The sequence below is a fragment of the Cohnella panacarvi Gsoil 349 genome, from assembly GCF_000515335.1.
Classification (GTDB): domain Bacteria; phylum Bacillota; class Bacilli; order Paenibacillales; family Paenibacillaceae; genus Cohnella; species Cohnella panacarvi.
Genome location: NZ_KI911563.1, coordinates 4557238 through 4575365 on the forward strand (window position 1 = coordinate 4557238; position 18128 = coordinate 4575365).

Sequence of the window (18128 nt, forward strand, 5' to 3'; positions counted from 1 at the left end):
GTCCTACTGAAAGTAACTTAACGGAACCCATTTCCTCTAATTCAAAGAAAAAGTGTGCCGCAAGCTAAATAACGGAACTCAGTTCCGTTATCAGGGCGGTTCGAGGTTAGTATCGGTTGAAATTCCGGAAATAACGGAAGTCAGTTCCGCTATTCCGCGTATCAGACGTATCTGGAGCGAAATAGCGGAACGATGTTCCGTTAAGCACGATTGTAGCGTTATACGGCAACGTTTCTTGTTCTCTCGGGGCGCCGCGACTCGCCTGGATATGAGACTAGCGTTGTCCGGTAACGCTATTGTAATTTATTACGATGTTATTCCTTGAAACGTGGTGTAACGATGAACAACATGAAAGCAACTAGTCCGCCTCTGCACGCATGGACCCCGCGGGCGCTGTACATCCATATTCCTTTTTGCACGAACAAGTGCTTCTATTGCGATTTCAATTCGTACGTGGCTGCGGGACAACCGATCGATGCCTATCTGGACGCGTTGGACAATGAAATGAAGCTGACGGTTGCTAAGCTGCCGCCGGAGACGATCGATACGGTGTTCGTAGGCGGAGGGACGCCGACGGTGCTTGATCCGAAGCAGATGACGCGGTTCTTGGCGTCCGTGCGCAGGCATTTCCCGATCGCGTCGAACGCGGAGTTCACGATGGAGGCGAACCCGGGCACGACCGATCCCGAGAAGCTCGCCACGATGCGCGAAGGCGGCGTCAATCGGATCAGCTTCGGCGCGCAGACGTTCGACGAGGAGTTGCTGAAGACGATCGGCCGCATTCACGAAGCCCGCGACGTCGTGCAAAGCATCGCGAACGCGAAAGCCGCCGGCTTTGAGAACCTGTCGATCGACTTGATGTTCGGTTTGCCCAACCAGAAGCTAGCGCAGCTCAAGGACAGCGTGAACAAAGCGATCGAGCTCGATCTGCCCCACTATTCGTTGTACGGGTTAAAAGTAGAAGAGAACACGTTGTTCTACCGGCTCTATCAGCGCGACGAGCTGCCTCTTCCGGAGGAAGAAGAGGAGCTGGCGATGTACGAGTATTTAATGGAACGGTTAAGCGGGGAAGGGTATCGGCAGTACGAGATTAGCAACTTCGCGCGGCCGGGTTTCGAAAGCCGCCACAACATCACGTACTGGCGCAACGAACCGTATTACGGACTTGGGGCCGGCGCACACGGTTACGCGCACGGTCTGCGCCACGTCAACATTAAAGGCGTGCAGCCTTATATCGATGCCGCGAACAGCGCGCTTCCGCGGTTGGAGACGAATCCGGTAGACGCGGCCGACGCGATGGGCGACTTCATGATGGTCGGTCTGCGCATGCTGGGCGGCGTACGCGAGGAAGACTTCGGAAGCCAATTCGGCGGCGCGACGATGGAGGAGACGTTCGGTCCGGCGCTATCCAAGCTACAGAAGCAAGGGCTGCTGGAGCGGACCGAGCGAGGGGGATACCGGCTGACGCCGCAAGGCGTGCTGCTCGGCAACGAAGTGTTCGGCGCTTTCGTCTAGCTCCGTTTCATGGACGCGTTGAACCGCGCGGACGCGTTCTTGGCGATGCTGAGCGTATTCCATTGCGCCGATCGATACGCTTTGGCCGCATAGACGATCTGCCCGACATGGTAGCCGTAGTGGGAAATTTGACGCTGGATCGCTTGGACGACGGTGTGGGGTTCCTCGCGAATCGTTACCGTGCGCAGCAGATCGTCTGGCGTCAGCTCCGACAACGTAGCCAACAGCACGTTCCAGCCTTGCTCCCATAGGTCTAGCACTTGTTGCTTATCCGTGAAGCCGTCCACGAATTCATCGTCGCGGTTGCGATTCGGCTTCTCTCCGTCCGTTGTAAGGAAATCGGTCCAGCGGGAAATCATGTTGCCCGCTACGTGTTTGGCGATAATCGCGATGCTGTTGCTTTCCGGATCAGGTACCCAGAACAATCCCGCATCGTCCAATTGCTCCATCGCCCGATCGGCAAGCTTCTTTTGGCTTCTGAAAGTCGAGAGGCTCGTGTCGAGATATTGTACGGCAAGGTCGTCTTGATTAGGCATGAACACCGCTCCTTCGCGTCTTATCGGTTACCCCTTTATCATACGCGACGACCGGGCATTTTCAAGATACGATTATTTATAGCCCCCATAAACAAAAGTAAGCCTGTCCGGCGAGTCCGGGCAGGCTTCTTCGCTTATCCGCCGTTAACGTAATCGTTCGGGCATTCGCCGACGGCGAAGGCGTCGTGGTTCCACAGCACGCTGACGATCAGCTTGCGTTCGGCTGCCTCGCATTCGACGAGGACGGTGATATCGGACGATTTTTTCCTTCGCATGACGGACATCCGTCTTCTTTCCCACCCTTTATGTATCCCGAATCCGAGGGCGAAACCGGAGGCGGCCGAAATCAATCCCCATAGGATCGGCCCCCATGCGAGCATGAAGCCGCGGCTAATGCCGATTACGGACACGGCGGTCGCGAAGGCGAGTCCGAATTCGACGCTTGTGTGACCGGATATCGGATTGCCGATCTCCCGGTGCGAGTTCGCCGTATCCGGGCTATGATCCATCGGAACGACGAGCATCCTGTCTTTGCCGACCCCGGATTTCTCCAGCGCGAGCACGGCCTGCATGACCCTAGTGTCGTTCGGGAACGTACCGATAACGAGCATCCGTACACCTCCGCGGTCATTGGCCGCGATAACGAGCGAGACGGATGTTCGCCCGTTGGTATTCGCGGCATAGATAAAGGCGCTGTTCCGTTCGGAATAGCCGATTCTGTCGCAGGCAGCAGACGAACGTATGATGCGCGGCGCCGCCTACTAACGAGGGCATGAATAACAGCCAATGCGGATCTAGCCGCGCGGCGCCTTCCATGTCCCCGAGCAGCAGGCGGATCAACGCCGTATTGAAGCCCGAAAGCGTGCCGTAAACCCACGACCAGAAAACACCGTAGATGGCCAGCCAATACCGTTGCACGTAGAATTGACCGAGCCCGGGCAGCAAACAGGAGAACGCGACTCCGACCCACGGGTTTTTCTCGTTGGAATAGATGAATTCCTGGGAACGGACGTACGCCGGGGCGATGCGGTTAATTCCCCTGACGCCTCTGTCGATCAGTCGGTTCTGGTCGATCGCGAGCCGATAACTATCCATCATGGAGAATAAATAGATGACGGCATATCCGATCGCCCAGTTCGGATTCAGTTCTTCGGCAGCTCTCTCGAATTGGCCGCAAAACGTGTATACCATCGATTCGTTCACGTGGGCGAACGTGTTGACGAACACCTCGGACAGCGTAAAAAAGACGCCGCGCACGTTGTGGTTGATTAGCAGATGCCCGAAGCCGGGGAAGATTGCGGATAGCCATGCGGCGGTTCGAGGATCGTAGCGGGCGATTAGATCGTAACCGTTCGTCCGGGCGGTATTGGCGGATGCCCCGTCGGATAAGTGATGTCGTTTCATAACGCTAGGATGCTGTAAATTTTTGTTTATTATGCGACGGCGGACGCAAGGACGGAATTGGATAATCGACAACATGCAGGGGAATATTGGATATCGAATTCCACCATTTTCTCGTATGGTGGGGTTGAGAAAAGGGGGCATTTCCGCCATGAGGGCTTTCGCTCCTCGCCCAGACGCCAAGCCGGTAGATCCCAAGGCAACGATGAACGCGGAATACGTACGAGATCTGCTGGCTTCGCCGACGGATTTAGTCTTGAAGGAGCTCGCGATCGGAGCGGAAGGCGAGCGCGTCGTCGTGTGCTGCATCGACGGACTGGTTGACCGTACGCTCGTCGACGAGCGATTGCTGCGCCCGTTGATGAGCAAAGCCCCTCTGGACGAGGCGGTTATCGCGTCTCCCGGATTCTTGGTTTGGCTGCAAGATTCCGTGCTTCCCTTGCAAGGCGCTTCGCTCGCGAACGATCTGAACGAAGCCGTCGACGCGTTGCTCGCCGGGGATACGGTGCTGTTCTCCGACGCCTCGCGACAAGCGCTCGTCGTCAGCAGCCAAGGGTGGAAAACACGGTCGATCGAAGAACCGCAGACGGAAGCGATCATCCGGGGGCCGCGGGACGGCTTCACGGAAGAAATTCGCACGAACACGTCGCTTATTCGCAAAAGAATAAGAGATCACAATCTACGGATGGTTTCGAAAGTCATTGGCAGGCGTGCGCGTAAAGAGCTGGTCGTCGCCTACGTGGAAGGCATCGTTAATCCCGAATTGCTCAAGGAAGTCATGCGAAGAATCGATACGCTGGACATGGACGATTTCGAAGGGTCGGGTTTCGTGGAGCAATGGCTTGCGGATCATCCCTTGTCCCCCTTTCCGACGATAACAAGCACCGAACGTCCCGATAAAGTGACGGGTGCGTTATTGCAGGGCCGCATCGCGCTCATCGTCGAAGGCACGCCTTTCCAACTGATCGTTCCGGCGACGTTCACGACTTTCTTCCAATCGCCGGAAGATTATTATCAGAACTGGTATATCACGACAACGCTGCGGGTACTGCGGTATTTGGCGGCTTTCATCGCGACGTTCCTGCCGGCTTTGTATATCGCCTTGCTAGAATACCATCACGGGATGCTGCCTTCCAAGTTGGCCTTCTCGCTGGCCGGGTCGCGGGAAGGCGTTCCTTTTCCGGCGGTCGTAGAAGCCCTACTGATGGAAGTGACGTTAGAATTGCTGCGCGAAGCGGGAATACGGTTGCCGAAGCCGATCGGCCAGACGATCGGCATCGTCGGAGGACTTGTCATCGGCGAGGCCGCGGTGGCAGCCGGTATCGTCAGCCCGATCATGGTCATCATCGTGTCGATTACCGCGATTACGTCTTTTGCTTTGCCTGCGTATTCGTTTGCGATTTCCTTGAGGCTCCTTCGCTTCTTCATTATGTTATGCGCCGCCGTATTCGGGCTGTACGGCATCATCTTGGCGTACATTGCCATAAACGTGCACGTCGTTAACTTGCAGTCGTTCGGCGTGCCGTATACGACGCCCATCGCGCCGACTTTCCTTCAGGATTGGAAAGATTTCCTCTTTAGAGCGCCGGTTATGCAAATGAGCAAAAGACCGGAAATGATGCAAACCGTGGAGAACAAACGCATGAAAGAAAGGGAGTGAGGAGAAGCATGAAGCCCTTCGACTATGCCGACGCGAAGATCGGAACGAGGGAAATGGCGATATTGATATCTTCGATCATTTTGGGCGTTGGCGTGTTGACGATGCCGCGATCGATTGCGCAAATAACGAAATCTTCGGACGGTTGGGTATCGATTCTAATCGCGGGAGCGATCGCGATTTTCTTCGCTTTGATTGCTTCCAAGCTCGCATCCAAGTTTCCCGGCCGTACCTTTTACGAATTCGCGTCTTCCGTCGTTACGAAACCGATCGCGATCGTCATTACAGCCGCTTTTAGCGCGTATTTCATCGGTTACGGAGCGTACGAGACCCGAATGATCGCGAACATCTCGAAGCAATATTTATTCGATCAGACGCCCGTGGAAGTGATCGCTTTCGTTTTTATCGCGGTGATGGCGTATTCGGTATCCGGCACGCAGATCGCGCTCCTTCGGCTTAACGTATTGTTTCTGCCTATCGTTCTGTTTATTTTGTTGTTCGTTCTCGTGTTCAGCACCAATTTGTTCGAAGTCAACCACTTGAAACCGTTTTTCGTCACCAAGTCGTTCGACCTGATCGGCGCAAGCAAGGAAAGCGTATTTTCGTTCTTGGGTTTCGAAATGGTGCTGTTCTACGCGTTCCTTATGCGCAAACCAGCCAAAGCTCCGATCGCTTCGGTTATCGGGGTGCTTATCCCGCTTGTCTTATATTTGCTTGTTTATATTATTGCGATCGGCGTATTCACGAACGAGGGCACGGCGAACGTTCAGTATCCTACGGTCGAGCTCGCGAAAGAGGTCGAGCTTCCCGGCGAGTTTTTCGAGCGATTCGAATCGTTGTTTTTCACGATTTGGATCATGACGGTGTTCAATACGGCAAGCATATCGATCGACGTCGCTCTCGCTTGCATGAGATCGATATTGGTGTCCGTGAGAAAGCCTGTCGCGATATCCGGGATCATTCCGGTCGTTTATTTCATAGGCATGACTCCTCAAACCATCGGCGAAGTTTCGCTCTTCGGAGAATGGCTGAGTTATATCGGAATCGTGCTCGTCGGCGTCGTGCCGACTTCGCTTCTCATCGTCTCGAAAGCAAGAGGAATAAAGGGTAATGGATAGACGGGCGATTAAACTGACGGGGACAATGCTCGTCTGCACCATGCTGATTGGCGGGTGCTGGGATCGCGTGGAAATCGACCAGCGAGGTTTCGTCATCGGAGTTGCGATCGACGCTCCCGTCCAATCTGAACAAGCTCGCGGCGGGGAATCCAGCGGTAAGTACAGGGTAACGTTCCAAATCGTCACTACTTCCGCGATCAAGGCAGGCCAAGGCAAATCCGGCGGGGGAGACGGCGAAGGGAAAGGCAAAGCCTACACCAACATCACCGTTCAAGAAAAAACCTTTTCCGCCGTCGCGGCCAAATTATCGAATCGGACGAGCCGGTTGCCGTTCATGGAACATTTGAAAACGATCGTCGTCTCTTCGACAATGGCGCGCTCCTCGGAGGGATTGGGCAATATGTTCGACTTTTTCCTTAGGGATAACGATATGAGACGTTCCGCTCATGTGCTCATCGCCAAGGAAGAGGCTCGGAAAGCGCTTGAGCTCGAAGTGCCGAACGAGCCGCTGCCTTCCATCTATTTAAACATCTTCGATCGGAACCGGCGCTCAAGCTCTTTTATCCCTCCTCAAGTCCGCATCGGCGATGTGCAGGAAAAGCTGCTTCAGTACGAGACGTTCGTCATACCTGAAGTTTCATTGAAAGGGAAAGAGGAAGCTTCTCTCGAAAGTTTGGCGATCATCGACGGCAGGGCTAACCGAATGGTCGGATCGCTCCGGGGGCGGGACACGCAATCTTTGAATTTTATGAGAGGCACGGTCAAGGGGGGAGTCGTCAATTTCAAATTAGAAGGTCGGGAGTCCGCCCTCCAACTGGAGAAGGCGAGCAGCAAGATCGTATTGGCGAACCGCGATCCGAGTAGTCTTGCGTTCACGATCAGAATATCCGTCAACGGATCGTTGAACGAGACGACCGCGCTGGACAACTTCTCGGAACAGGAAGCTCTCGATAAAATCGAACAAGCGGTTTCGTCAACGATCGCGAGCAACTGCGAGGACACCTTGGAAAAACTGCAGCGCAAATTCAAGAAAGACGTGGTTGGGATAGGCTCTTATTTGTATAGGAATCATTACCGCTTGTGGCAAAAAGTCGAGGGAAATTGGGAACGCGGCGACATGATGTTCTCGCATGTTCGGATCAAAGTGGAGGTTCGGACGAAAGTAAGGCGCGTAGGGAACATTCAACAAATCAGAAGGGGATGACGATCCGTGATGTGGAGATTTATTAACGAGCATTCTCCGTCGGGAGCCGGGTGGTTCTACACGGCGTTGTGCGCGATCTTCCCTCATATAGCCTATCGGATCAATCGAAAGCTGCATCAGTTGACCGATCCGCCGTGGAAGCGCAAGCCGGATTCCGGAGACTGAACGGATGTCGCCGGCGGGCGACTTTTCGGTATTGTGCCTGGCTGAATACTGTTGTATATTTATTCATATTACTCAGTCCTCCACGAAAAGAAGGTGTCCGCATGTCCGTCATATGCCGCAATGCGCAGTCCGAAGATGTGGACGCGCTTCACGATCTCATACAAGGGTATGCCGAGCAAGGCATCATGCTGCCGCGCTCGCGCGAAGCGCTCGGCCGCAACATCGGCAACTTCGTCGTTGCGGATGATAATGGGAAGCTGGTCGGCTGCGGTTCGCTTCTCAAGCTAGGGTCCGATCTCGTCGAAATCCGATCGCTCGGCATCGCCGACGGCTACAAAGGCCAAGGGATCGGTACGAAGCTCGTGGACCTGTTGATCGCCGAAGCGAAGGAGCAGCGGATTCCGAAAGTCATGGCGCTTACGTACGAGGTAGCCTTCTTTCTGAAAAACGGCTTCCGCGTCGTCGATAAAGAAATTTTCCCGGAGAAAGTATGGACCGATTGCGTGAATTGCGCGAAGCAGCACAATTGCGACGAAATCGCCGTCTTGAAACGGATCGAAGTCGCGCCGGAACCGGCGGGAATGATCTACGCGCGACAGTAGTCGCGCATGCCAAACCTTACCCGGTACGTTCTTGACACGACCGAGTGGGGTTTGGTATTTTTGTATTAGCCGTTAGCACTCGATGAATTTGAGTGCTAACGAAAGAGAGGCGGACGACGCATAAGGAGGACACAAGGATGTTAAGCGAACGTCAACGAATGATCTTGGGTGCCATAATCGACGATTACGTACGTTCCGCGGAACCTGTCGGCTCGCGCAGCATTTCCAAACGCGCCGGCGTGTCCTTCAGCCCGGCTACGATCCGCAACGAGATGGCCGATCTGGAAGAACTGGGTTTGCTCGAGCAGCCCCACACTTCCGCAGGTCGGATTCCTTCTATTAAAGGATACCGTTATTACGTCGATCATCTCATCACGGTGGATGGCGCGTCCGAGCATGACATTCGGAAGATCCGCACCTTTTTCGCCGAGAAAATGAACCATTGGGAGAACGTCATCGGCCACGCGGCAACGATCCTGTCCCAGTTGACGAATTATACTTCGATCGTGCTCGGGCCCGAGATTTTCAACACGACGTTGAAGCATTTTCAGCTTGTGCCGATTAACGATGCTTCGGCCGTCGCGATCATCGTGGCGAACACGGGTCACGTGGAGCACCGCACGATAACGATACCGGAAGGCATCACGATGGACGACATGAGCAAGATCGTGAACGTGCTTAACGACAAATTGGCCGGCGTTCCGTTCTTCCGCGTGAAGGCGGTTCTGCACAGCGAGATCGCCAAGGAGCTCGCCCGTTATGTCGATCATTGCGAAGGAGTGCTCGCGATACTCGAACAAGCGATTACGGACGAACACGAACCGAAAGTGTACTTAAGCGGCGCTTCGAATATGCTGACTCAGCCGGAGTTCAAAGACGTCGACAAAGCGAAGACGATACTCGACATGCTGGAGGAGACGCAGAAGCTGACTCAGCTGATTCAAGCGCATCCGGGCGGCATCCAGGTGAGAATCGGCACGGAGAACGCCGTCGAGGCGATCAACCAGTGCAGCCTGATTACCGCGACTTATACGCATGAGGGACAGTCGCTTGGCACGATCGGCATTCTTGGACCGGTTCGCATGGAATACGGCAAAGTCATCAGTTTGCTTGATTATTTATCCAGGGATATCGCCAAGCTGATGTCCCGAGGATTCAAATAATAGTTGCATAGCGCCCTTGAGAGGGTGGCAGGGTAAGGAGGTGTAGACGGCATGAGCACGAACGAAACGAAGGAGTCTGTAACGATGGACGAACAGCAAGAGGAATTGATCGCGGAGAACGAGCAATCTTCTAACGATGCAAGCGATGCCGCGGCCGAGCAAGACGAAGCGGCCAAGGCGGAGGGCGCACAAGACGCCAAGCTGGCGGCGCTGGAGCGGCTCGCGGAAGAGAATCAGAACCGTTATTTGCGCGCCCAGGCCGATTTCGATAACTTCCGTCGCCGGACGTTGAAGGAGAAAGAAGAATTAGCGCAATACGCTACGGTGAAGCTGGTAGGCGAGCTTCTTCCCGTGCTGGATAACTTCCAGAGGGCGCTTCAGACGAACGGCGACGCCGCGCAGGGAGATTCTTTCGCTAAGGGCGTGGAGATGATCTACCGCCAGCTGTTCCAGGTGCTGGAGACCGAGGGCTTGAAGCCGATGGAGCCGGTAGGGCAGCCATTCGATCCGGAGCATCATCAAGCGATCATGCAGGTGGAGTCGGACGAATACGAGGAAGGCATCGTCGTAGAAGTGATGCAGCCCGGCTATTGGCTGAAAGACAAAGTCATTCGCCCCGCAATGGTTAAAGTCAGCGGTTAATACGGGCCCGTTACTAAGAGAAAAACAAGGATCAATCGGGCGCGCTGAGCGCGCGTACTTGGAGGAGGAGCATTCGACAATGAGTAAAGTTATCGGAATAGACTTGGGAACGACGAACTCTTGCGTCGCCGTCATGGAAGGCGGCGAGGCGGTCGTCATCCCTAACGCGGAAGGAAACCGCACGACCCCGTCGGTCGTCGGCTTCAAGAAAGACGGAGAGCGCGTCGTCGGCGAGACGGCTAAGCGCCAAGCGATCACGAACCCTGACCGCACGGTCATCTCGATCAAACGTCATATGGGGACATCCCATAAGGAAACGATCGACGACAAATCGTTTTCCCCGCAAGAGATTTCGGCGATCATCCTGCAGAAGCTGAAAGCGGACGCCGAAGCTTACCTGGGCCAACCGGTAACGCAAGCCGTTATTACGGTTCCGGCATACTTTAACGATAGCCAGCGCCAAGCGACGAAGGACGCGGGCGCGATCGCGGGCCTCGAAGTGCTGCGGATCGTCAACGAACCGACGGCAGCCGCGCTTGCGTACGGCCTGGAGAAATCCGAAGACCAAACGATTCTCGTATTCGACCTTGGCGGCGGTACGTTCGACGTCAGTATCCTCGAGCTTGGCGACGGCTTCTTCGAAGTTAAAGCGACGAGCGGCGACAACCACCTCGGCGGCGACGACTTCGACCAAGCGATCATGGAATGGCTGTCCGTCGAATTCAAGAAAGAGCACGGCATTGACCTGCTTAAAGATAAAGCGGCCGTACAACGTCTCAAGGACGCGGCGGAGAAAGCGAAGAAAGAGCTGTCCGGCGTCCTGACGACGACGATCTCGCTTCCGTTCATTACCGTCGTAGACGGCGTGCCTCAGCACTTGGAGCTGACGCTGTCGCGCGCGAAATTCGACGAGCTGACGGCATCGCTCGTAGAGCGCACGATGGGCCCTACGCGTCAGGCTTTGTCCGACGCGGGCATGACGCCTGCTGATATTCACAAAGTCGTACTCGTCGGCGGTTCCACGCGTATTCCGGCCGTCGTCGAAGCGATCAAGAAGCTGACGGGCAAAGAGCCTCACAAAGGCGTTAACCCGGACGAAGTCGTCGCGCTGGGCGCTGCCGTTCAAGCAGGCGTTCTGACAGGCGACGTTAAAGACGTCGTATTGCTCGACGTTACCCCGCTCTCACTCGGCATCGAGACGGCCGGCGGCGTCATGACCAAAATGATCGATCGCAACACGACGATCCCGACGAGCAAATCGCAAGTGTTCTCGACGTACGCCGACATGCAGACGCAGGTTGAAATCCACGTCCTGCAGGGCGAACGCGCGATGGCAAGAGATAATAAAACGCTGGGTCAGTTCACGCTAAGCGAAATTCCGCCTGCGCCGCGCGGCGTACCGCAAATCGAGGTTACGTTCGATATCGATGCCAACGGGATCGTTAACGTATCCGCTCTCGACAAAGGCACAGGCAAGAGCCATAAAATTACGGTCACTTCCTCCAGCGGTCTAAGCAAAGAGGACATCGATCGCATGCAGAAGGACGCAGAGCTCCATGCCGAAGAAGACAAAGCTCGCCGCGAGCTGATCGAGACGAAGAACAGCGCCGACCAACTCGTCTACACCGTCGACAAGACGCTCAAAGAGCTGGGCGACAAAGTCGACGCGAGCGAGATCGAGAAAGCCAACGCGGCGAAAGAGAAAGTAACCGAAGCGCTGAAAGGCGACAATGCCGAGGAAATCAAAGCAGCCGCCGACGCGCTCAGCGAAATCGTTCAACAGCTGTCGATGAAGCTGTACGAGCAAGCCGCGGCGGAAGGCCAGAGCGCGCCGGAAGGCCAGAGCGCGCCGGAAGGCGGACCGGAGGCTTCTTCGGCTCCTAAGAAAGACAACGTCGTCGATGCCGACTATGAAGTCGTCGACGAAGAAAAGAAATAAAACCCGGAATCGCGAAGCGATAGATAGACTGAAAGTCAAAGCTGCTCCCGCCTAGCGCGGAGCTGCTTTGACTTTCCTCATGAGGGTGAGTTAATTCGAGCCCGACGAAGATTCAAATGTATCGAGGAGGTGGAGAAGTGGCCGACAAAAGAGACTACTACGAAGTGCTTGGCTTAGAGAAGAACGCAGGCGCGGAAGACGTCAAGAAAGCCTACCGCAATCTAGCCCGTAAATATCATCCCGACGTGAACAAGGCGCCCGACGCGGAAGCGAAGTTCAAGGAAGTGAAGGAAGCGTACGACGTGCTGAGCGACGACCAGCAGCGCGCGCGTTACGACCAATTCGGCCATCAGGACCCATCTGCGGGCTTCGGCGGAGGCGGCGCGGATTTCGGCGGCGGCTTCGGCGATATATTCGATATGTTCTTCGGCGGCGGGGGCGGTCGGCGCGATCCGAACGCGCCGCAACGCGGCAACGATCTGCAATATACGATGACGATCGAGTTCAAGGAAGCCGTGTTCGGCAAAGAAATGGACATTACGATTCCTCGCACGGAGACGTGCGACACCTGCCACGGCAACGGCGCGAAGCCGGGCACGAAGCCCGAGACGTGTTCGATCTGCCGAGGCACCGGTCAACAGGAAGTGGCGCAGAACACGCCTTTCGGCCGCATCGTTAATCGCCGGGCCTGCTCGGGCTGCGGCGGACGCGGCAAAATCATCAAGGAGCGCTGCGGCACGTGCGGCGGCAGCGGCCAAGTCAAGAAGCAACGGAAAATTCACGTAAAGATTCCCGCCGGCGTAGACGAGGGCTCGCAGCTCCGCGTGACCGGCGAAGGGGAAGCAGGCGTGCGCGGCGGTCCTGCCGGCGACTTGTACATCGTGCTTCGCGTGAAATCGCACGAATTTTTCGAGCGCGAAGGCGACGATATCTACTGCGAAATTCCGCTCACGTTCACGCAGGCGGCGCTGGGCGACGAGATCGAAATCCCGACGCTGACCGAGAAAGTGAAGCTCAAGATTCCCGCGGGCACGCAGACCGGCACGTATTTCCGCCTCAAAGGCAAAGGCGTGCCGAAGCTTCGCGGCTACGGCCAAGGCGACCAGCAGGTGAAGGTCACGGTCGTAACGCCTACGCAGATTAGCGAAGACCAGCGCGAGCTGCTTCGCGAGTTCGCGGCCAAGAGCGGCGAGTCTACCCACGAGCAGCATCAGACGATATTCGAGCGGATGAAGCGGGCGTTTCTCGGGGATTAAGAGTCACACTCATGCACTAACTGCATGAAGTACAGTTATTTGACGACGGGGCACCAGCTTTTCTCGTCGACTGCACGAAGTACATTTAGTTTGTCAAAAACGAGGTTTGGGACGGTTTGGCGATGAACGAGATGTATTCCGTGCAGGTATTTGGTTGAATAAACGAATTACTGCCAGAATAACTGCATTCCATACAGATAAGGCATACTCAAATACCCGAAAAGACCTCAATCGCTCGCTGCTCAATGGCGGGGATTGAGGTTCTTGTCATCTAGTAGGGAATAAAGCATATGAATAACCTCGCTCCCTACTGCGCACGATAATGGAGATTTGCGGGCCTACGCATCCCGCGACCAACGAGGGAGGAATCGCTGTTATGACCAGACGCCATTTTTCCGAAGGACAGACGAGCAGCCAACTACCCATCGCCTCTAACCAAGACGTAGAATTTTCCGACGAGCTCGCCGACGAGGAAGACCGCGAAGCGCAGGAACGGGCGGAAGCTGCCGCGCGGCGCGTCGAAGACTACGAGGGAGGATGACCTAGCGTGGAGATGCAGTCTTTGCACGCGGCATTCAACTCCCAGGAGGAAGCCGAATCGGCGATCCGCAAGTTGTCCGCGCTTCGCGGCGATCAATTCAGGCTCGAGAAAATCCCGAGCGCGGAATCGGACGAGATATTCACGGATTCCGCTCAGCCGGCGTTCTCCGTCGAAGCTTCCGGCACGTTAGGGGAAATCGCCAGTCCGAAAGCGTTGTATTCGTTATCCGTCAACGTGCCGGGTTCGGCTACCGAGCAAGCGCGTTCGGTCATTCGCGACGCGGGCGGAATATTGTCATAGCAAGTTCGCGCGCGTCTCCTATGCGGAGGCGCGCTTTTGCGCGCCTTTGCGCCGAGCAAATCGTAACGTGTATAATGGAGGTTACGAATGCTCGCGGATTGCAGGGCTGGTATACATAGGAGGAAACTTCATTGCGGTGGCATGAATTGACCGTCTTGGCGGCGGAGTCGTCCCAAGAGATGGTTACATACTATTTGACGGAGTTAGGCGCCGGGGGCGTCTCGGTCGAAGAAGGCTGGGACGAGACGAAGCCCCGCGATACGAAATACGGCGAGCTGTACGACCGGCCGCTGAACGATATCCGCAAAGGCTATGCCGAGATCAAGGCGTATTTTGCCGAAGGCACCGACATGGCCGCGATCGCGGAACAGATGCGCGTTCTTATGCGGGAGCTGCCCGAATACGGCTATGACGCGGGCGAGTTTACGATCGCTATGGGCGACGTTCACGAGGACGATTGGGCGCACGCCTGGAAAAAATACTTCAAGCCGATCGCGGTAACGGAGCGGTTGACGATCAAGCCGACATGGGAAGAGTATGCGCCAAGCCGCGAAGGCGAGTTGATCATCGAACTCGATCCGGGCATGGCTTTCGGCACGGGAACGCATCCGACGACCGCGCTCTGCTTGAAGGCGCTGGATAGCGCGATTTCCGGCGGCGAGCAGGTGATCGACGTCGGGACGGGTTCGGGCATTCTGTCGATCGGTGCGATTAAGCTCGGCGCCGACAAAGTGCTGGCCGTCGATCTGGATCCGATGGCGGTAACGAACGCGAAGGAGAATATCGCGCAGAACGGGCTGCAGGACGTTATCGAAGCGCGGGAGAGCGATTTGCTCGGCGTTCTGAGCGAAGGGGATAATGAGGGCGAGATTGCGGCGCGTAATCGCGTGAAGCCGCCCGTCGACATCGTCGTCGCCAACATCCTCGCCGAGATTATTCTGCTGTTCATCGACGACGTCATGAACGTGTTGAAGCCGGGCGGCATCTATATTTGCTCGGGCATCTACAAGAATAAAGAGCTTGCGGTCGAAGCGGGGCTGCTCGCGGCAGGCTTCGAGATCGTCGACAAGCTCCGGCAAGAAGATTGGGTGGCGTTCGTTGCCGGCAAGCCTAAGGGGGATGAAGAGTGAGTCTATTCTGGTTCGATATCAAGGACTTGCCGGTCATCATATTCATTATGTTGATCGCGTTCACCGTTCATGAATGGGCACACGCATGGACGGCTTGGAAATTCGGGGACGATACCGCATACCGCGAAGGACGCGTAACGCTGAATCCGCGCGCGCATTTAGATTGGATGGGCATGCTGTTTCTTCTGATCGCGGGCTTCGGTTGGGCGAAGCCCGTGCCGGTTCGCCGCAGCCGCTTCAAAAATCCGCGACTCATGAGCATTCTCGTGACGGCCGCCGGACCGATCAGCAACTTGCTGCTGGCGTTCGTCTTGATGCTGTTCGTCGATATTCTGCACGCGTTCGGCGTTTTCGCGGAATCCTCTTTTATCGATAGATTAAACGAATTCATTCTTTTATGGCTTCAGATCAATCTCGCTCTCTTCATTTTCAATCTGATCCCGGTGCCGCCGTTGGACGGATATCGAATCATCGAAGAGTTCCTGCCGATCCGCACGCGGATACAGATCCAAGAGAAGGCGCAATGGGTGACGTTCGTCTTCTTGCTGCTGATCTTCGTTCCGCCGCTAAGGGATTCCACGATCGGTCCGCTGATGGATATGCGTATCCCGATCATCCGAACGTTCGTTGACATCCTTACGACACTATTCTCGGACAGCTACTTTTACTGGTGGCGGTTCTAAATAAAGGATTATGGCGAAAGCTGTCTATTCGCGGTATGATGTGGGATGGAACACAATCGGGAGGCTATGGTCATGCAGCGTTATTTCGTTGCTCCGGCGCAGATTAGCGGGCATACCGCGGTGCTGGAAGGCGATGATGCCCGGCATCTGGCTCAGGTTATGAGAGCTAGGCCCGGCGACAAGTTTATCGTATGCGATGGATCGGGACGAGAAGCTTTAGCGAAGGTCGTCACGGTCGATAAAGATATCGTTCGCGCGGAGATCGTAGAGGAACGTTTCGCCGAATCCGAGATGGCATGGCGCGTGACGGTCGCTCAAAGCTTGCCCAAAGGAGACAAGCTCGAGACCGTCATCCAGAAAGGAACGGAAGCGGGAGCTGCGGTATTCCTGCCGTTCCTATCCCAACGCACCGTCGTCCAGTACGACGAGCGCAAGGAAGCGAAGCGCGTCGAACGCTGGCGCCGAATCGCCAAGGAAGCGGCGGAGCAAAGCCATCGGGGCGTCGTGCCCGAGGTGATGGCGGTTAGCTCATGGAAGTCGCTGATCGGCCGGTTCGCCGAGTACGACCTCGTTCTTCTCTGTTACGAAGAAGAGGGTCGCGCGGGGAACGGGCTTCGGCGCGTACTGACTGAGTTCGCGGCGAAGCAGGCGGAAGGCGGAAAGCCGCGCATCCTGATCGTCGTCGGCCCGGAAGGCGGCTTCGACGAACGGGAAGCGGAAGCGGCTGCGGCGGCAGGAGCAAAGCCGATCGGCTTAGGCAAACGAATATTGCGGACGGAGACGGCGGCGTTATACGCTCTCGCGTGCATCGCTTATGCGTCCGGCGAGCTAGGAGGAGATTAACGATGCCTAACGTGGCATTCTATACGCTTGGCTGCAAAGTCAACTTTTACGATACGGAAGCGATCTGGCAGTTGTTCAAGAACGAAGGCTACGAGCAAGTCGACTTCGAACAGAAGGCGGCCGACGTGTATGTCATTAATACTTGCACGGTAACGAATACGGGCGACAAGAAGAGCCGCCAGATCATTCGCCGCGCCGTGCGCCGCAACCCGGAAGCGATCATCGCGGTAACCGGCTGCTACGCGCAGACGTCGCCTGCGGAGATCATGGCGATTCCCGGCGTCGACCTCGTCGTGGGCACGCAAGACCGCGACAAGCTCATGACCTATATCGCGGACATCCAAAGCGACCGCAAGCCGATGAACGCGGTGCGCAACATTATGAAGACGCGCGAATTCGAAGAGCTGGACGTACCCGACTTTTCCGACCGGACGCGCGCTTTCCTTAAGATCCAGGAGGGCTGCAACAACTTCTGCACGTTCTGCATCATTCCGTGGTCGCGCGGCCTGTCGCGCAGCCGGAAGCCGGAGAGCGTGCTGAACCAAGCAAGGCAGCTCGTCGCCGCGGGCTACAAGGAGATCGTCCTGACCGGCATTCATACGGGCGGCTACGGCGACGATCTCGAGAACTACCGTCTCGCGAATCTTCTGAAGGATCTCGATCGGATCGACGGGCTTGAGCGCATCCGGATCAGCTCGATCGAAGCGTCGCAGATCGACGACGAGATGATCGCGGTGCTTAACGGTTCGCCGAAGATGTGCCGTCATCTGCACATTCCGCTGCAAGCCGGCGACGATGCGATCCTGAAGCGGATGCGCCGCAAATATACGACCGCCGAATTCGCCGAGAAGATTCGCCGCATTCATGAAGCGATGCCCGGCGTTGCGATTACGACGGACGTCATCGTCGGCTTTCCGGGCGAGACGGAGGAGCAGTTCGAGAACGGCTACCGATTCATGGAGCGGATGAAATTCGCCGAAATGCACGTGTTCCCTTATTCCAAGCGCACGGGAACTCCCGCTGCCCGCATGGAAGATCAGGTGGACGAAGAAGTGAAGCACGAGCGCGTGCACAAGCTGATAGACCTGTCGGAGCGGATGCAAGCAGCCTATGGCCGAGAGTGGGTAGGCAAAGCGCTCGACGTTATTCCGGAACGCGAAGCCAAAGGCCGCGAAGGCCAAGGGCTCGTGTCCGGCTACACGGACAATTACATTCAAGTCGTCTTGAATGGTGATCCGTCGTTCATCGGCAAACTGTGCAGAGTGCGGATTACGGATTCGGGCGTTAACGAGTGCAAAGGACAATTGCTCGAAGTCATCGACTCGGATCGTCCGGTCGCGCTGCAAGCATAAACGAAGAGGAAAGATTTCATTCCGGGAAGCGGTCGAGCGCAGCCCGGAGTGAAGTCTTTTTCTCGTACTCGGGGGAGAGAT

At 56.0% G+C, this 18128-nt stretch carries 19 protein-coding genes; 16 read left to right on the forward strand and 3 right to left on the reverse strand.

Annotated elements, in window-relative coordinates:
- Window positions 1-339 precede the first annotated feature (339 nt).
- Window positions 340-1515: a radical SAM family heme chaperone HemW gene (hemW, locus tag COHPA_RS0121720; protein ID WP_027088254.1), complete on the forward strand. Its 1176-nt coding sequence runs from the start codon at window positions 340-342 to the stop codon at window positions 1513-1515.
- Here the strand turns inward: hemW and COHPA_RS0121725 are convergent.
- The 3 genes from COHPA_RS0121725 to COHPA_RS0121735 all read right to left on the reverse strand — a co-directional run bounded on the left by COHPA_RS0121725 (window position 1512) and on the right by COHPA_RS0121735 (window position 3455).
- Entirely contained in the window at window positions 1512-2051 is a 540-nt protein-coding gene (locus tag COHPA_RS0121725; protein WP_027088255.1) for a DUF1572 family protein, read from the reverse strand. The genes hemW and COHPA_RS0121725 overlap by 4 nt on opposite strands.
- A gap of 134 nt (window positions 2052-2185) precedes the next feature.
- On the reverse strand, window positions 2186-2662 hold the full coding sequence (locus COHPA_RS0121730; protein ID WP_027088256.1) for a hypothetical protein: 477 nt from the start codon (window positions 2660-2662) through the stop codon (window positions 2186-2188).
- A 16-nt stretch (window positions 2663-2678) separates the two neighbouring features.
- A complete protein-coding gene (locus COHPA_RS0121735) occupies window positions 2679-3455 on the reverse strand; it encodes a hypothetical protein (RefSeq protein ID WP_035119726.1) in 777 nt (258 codons plus the stop codon).
- Between the two features lie 148 nt (window positions 3456-3603).
- On the opposite strand from COHPA_RS0121735, the gene COHPA_RS0121740 reads away from it, so the two are divergent.
- From COHPA_RS0121740 to mtaB, 15 genes are all read left to right on the forward strand, one after another.
- Window positions 3604-5112, forward strand: a complete 1509-nt coding sequence (locus tag COHPA_RS0121740; RefSeq protein ID WP_027088258.1) for a spore germination protein — start codon at window positions 3604-3606, stop codon at window positions 5110-5112.
- Between the two features lie 8 nt (window positions 5113-5120).
- Window positions 5121-6227 (forward strand): GerAB/ArcD/ProY family transporter, encoded by a 1107-nt coding sequence (locus COHPA_RS0121745; RefSeq protein ID WP_027088259.1) that lies wholly within the window; start codon window positions 5121-5123, stop codon window positions 6225-6227.
- On the forward strand, window positions 6220-7431 hold the full coding sequence (locus COHPA_RS0121750) for a Ger(x)C family spore germination protein (protein ID WP_027088260.1): 1212 nt from the start codon (window positions 6220-6222) through the stop codon (window positions 7429-7431). Before COHPA_RS0121745 ends, COHPA_RS0121750 begins: the two co-directional genes overlap by 8 nt.
- 6 nt (window positions 7432-7437) lie before the next feature.
- Window positions 7438-7596 carry a hypothetical protein gene (locus COHPA_RS25740; RefSeq protein WP_156926722.1) on the forward strand — a complete coding sequence of 53 codons (159 nt, stop codon included), beginning with the start codon at window positions 7438-7440 and terminating at the stop codon, window positions 7594-7596.
- A gap of 101 nt (window positions 7597-7697) precedes the next feature.
- Window positions 7698-8198: an N-acetyltransferase gene (locus COHPA_RS0121760; protein ID WP_027088261.1), complete on the forward strand. Its 501-nt coding sequence runs from the start codon at window positions 7698-7700 to the stop codon at window positions 8196-8198.
- Between the two features lie 137 nt (window positions 8199-8335).
- Complete coding sequence (gene hrcA, locus COHPA_RS0121765) at window positions 8336-9361, forward strand: heat-inducible transcriptional repressor HrcA (protein WP_027088262.1); 1026 nt, start codon at window positions 8336-8338, stop codon at window positions 9359-9361.
- 51 nt (window positions 9362-9412) lie between these two features.
- The gene (gene grpE / locus COHPA_RS0121770; RefSeq protein ID WP_027088263.1) at window positions 9413-10003 is read left to right on the forward strand and encodes a nucleotide exchange factor GrpE; all 591 of its coding nucleotides are present in this window, start codon (window positions 9413-9415) and stop codon (window positions 10001-10003) included.
- A 79-nt stretch (window positions 10004-10082) separates the two neighbouring features.
- Window positions 10083-11942, forward strand: a complete 1860-nt coding sequence (dnaK, locus tag COHPA_RS0121775; protein ID WP_027088264.1) for a molecular chaperone DnaK — start codon at window positions 10083-10085, stop codon at window positions 11940-11942.
- A 137-nt stretch (window positions 11943-12079) separates the two neighbouring features.
- Entirely contained in the window at window positions 12080-13198 is a 1119-nt protein-coding gene (dnaJ, locus tag COHPA_RS0121780) for a molecular chaperone DnaJ (protein ID WP_027088265.1), read from the forward strand.
- Between the two features lie 376 nt (window positions 13199-13574).
- Window positions 13575-13739, forward strand: coding sequence for a YfhD family protein (locus COHPA_RS25320; RefSeq protein WP_084760877.1), 165 nt, complete (start codon window positions 13575-13577; stop codon window positions 13737-13739).
- Window positions 13740-13745: 6 nt separating this feature from the next.
- On the forward strand, window positions 13746-14039 hold the full coding sequence (locus tag COHPA_RS0121790) for a hypothetical protein (RefSeq protein WP_027088266.1): 294 nt from the start codon (window positions 13746-13748) through the stop codon (window positions 14037-14039).
- Between the two features lie 131 nt (window positions 14040-14170).
- Window positions 14171-15169 (forward strand): 50S ribosomal protein L11 methyltransferase, encoded by a 999-nt coding sequence (gene prmA / locus COHPA_RS0121795; protein WP_027088267.1) that lies wholly within the window; start codon window positions 14171-14173, stop codon window positions 15167-15169.
- Window positions 15166-15852: a site-2 protease family protein gene (locus COHPA_RS0121800; protein ID WP_027088268.1), complete on the forward strand. Its 687-nt coding sequence runs from the start codon at window positions 15166-15168 to the stop codon at window positions 15850-15852. The genes prmA and COHPA_RS0121800 overlap by 4 nt, the downstream gene beginning before the upstream one ends.
- Window positions 15853-15924: 72 nt before the next feature.
- Window positions 15925-16695: a 16S rRNA (uracil(1498)-N(3))-methyltransferase gene (locus COHPA_RS0121805; protein WP_027088269.1), complete on the forward strand. Its 771-nt coding sequence runs from the start codon at window positions 15925-15927 to the stop codon at window positions 16693-16695.
- A 2-nt stretch (window positions 16696-16697) separates the two neighbouring features.
- Entirely contained in the window at window positions 16698-18047 is a 1350-nt protein-coding gene (gene mtaB, locus COHPA_RS0121810; RefSeq protein WP_027088270.1) for a tRNA (N(6)-L-threonylcarbamoyladenosine(37)-C(2))-methylthiotransferase MtaB, read from the forward strand.
- Window positions 18048-18128 lie beyond the last annotated feature (81 nt).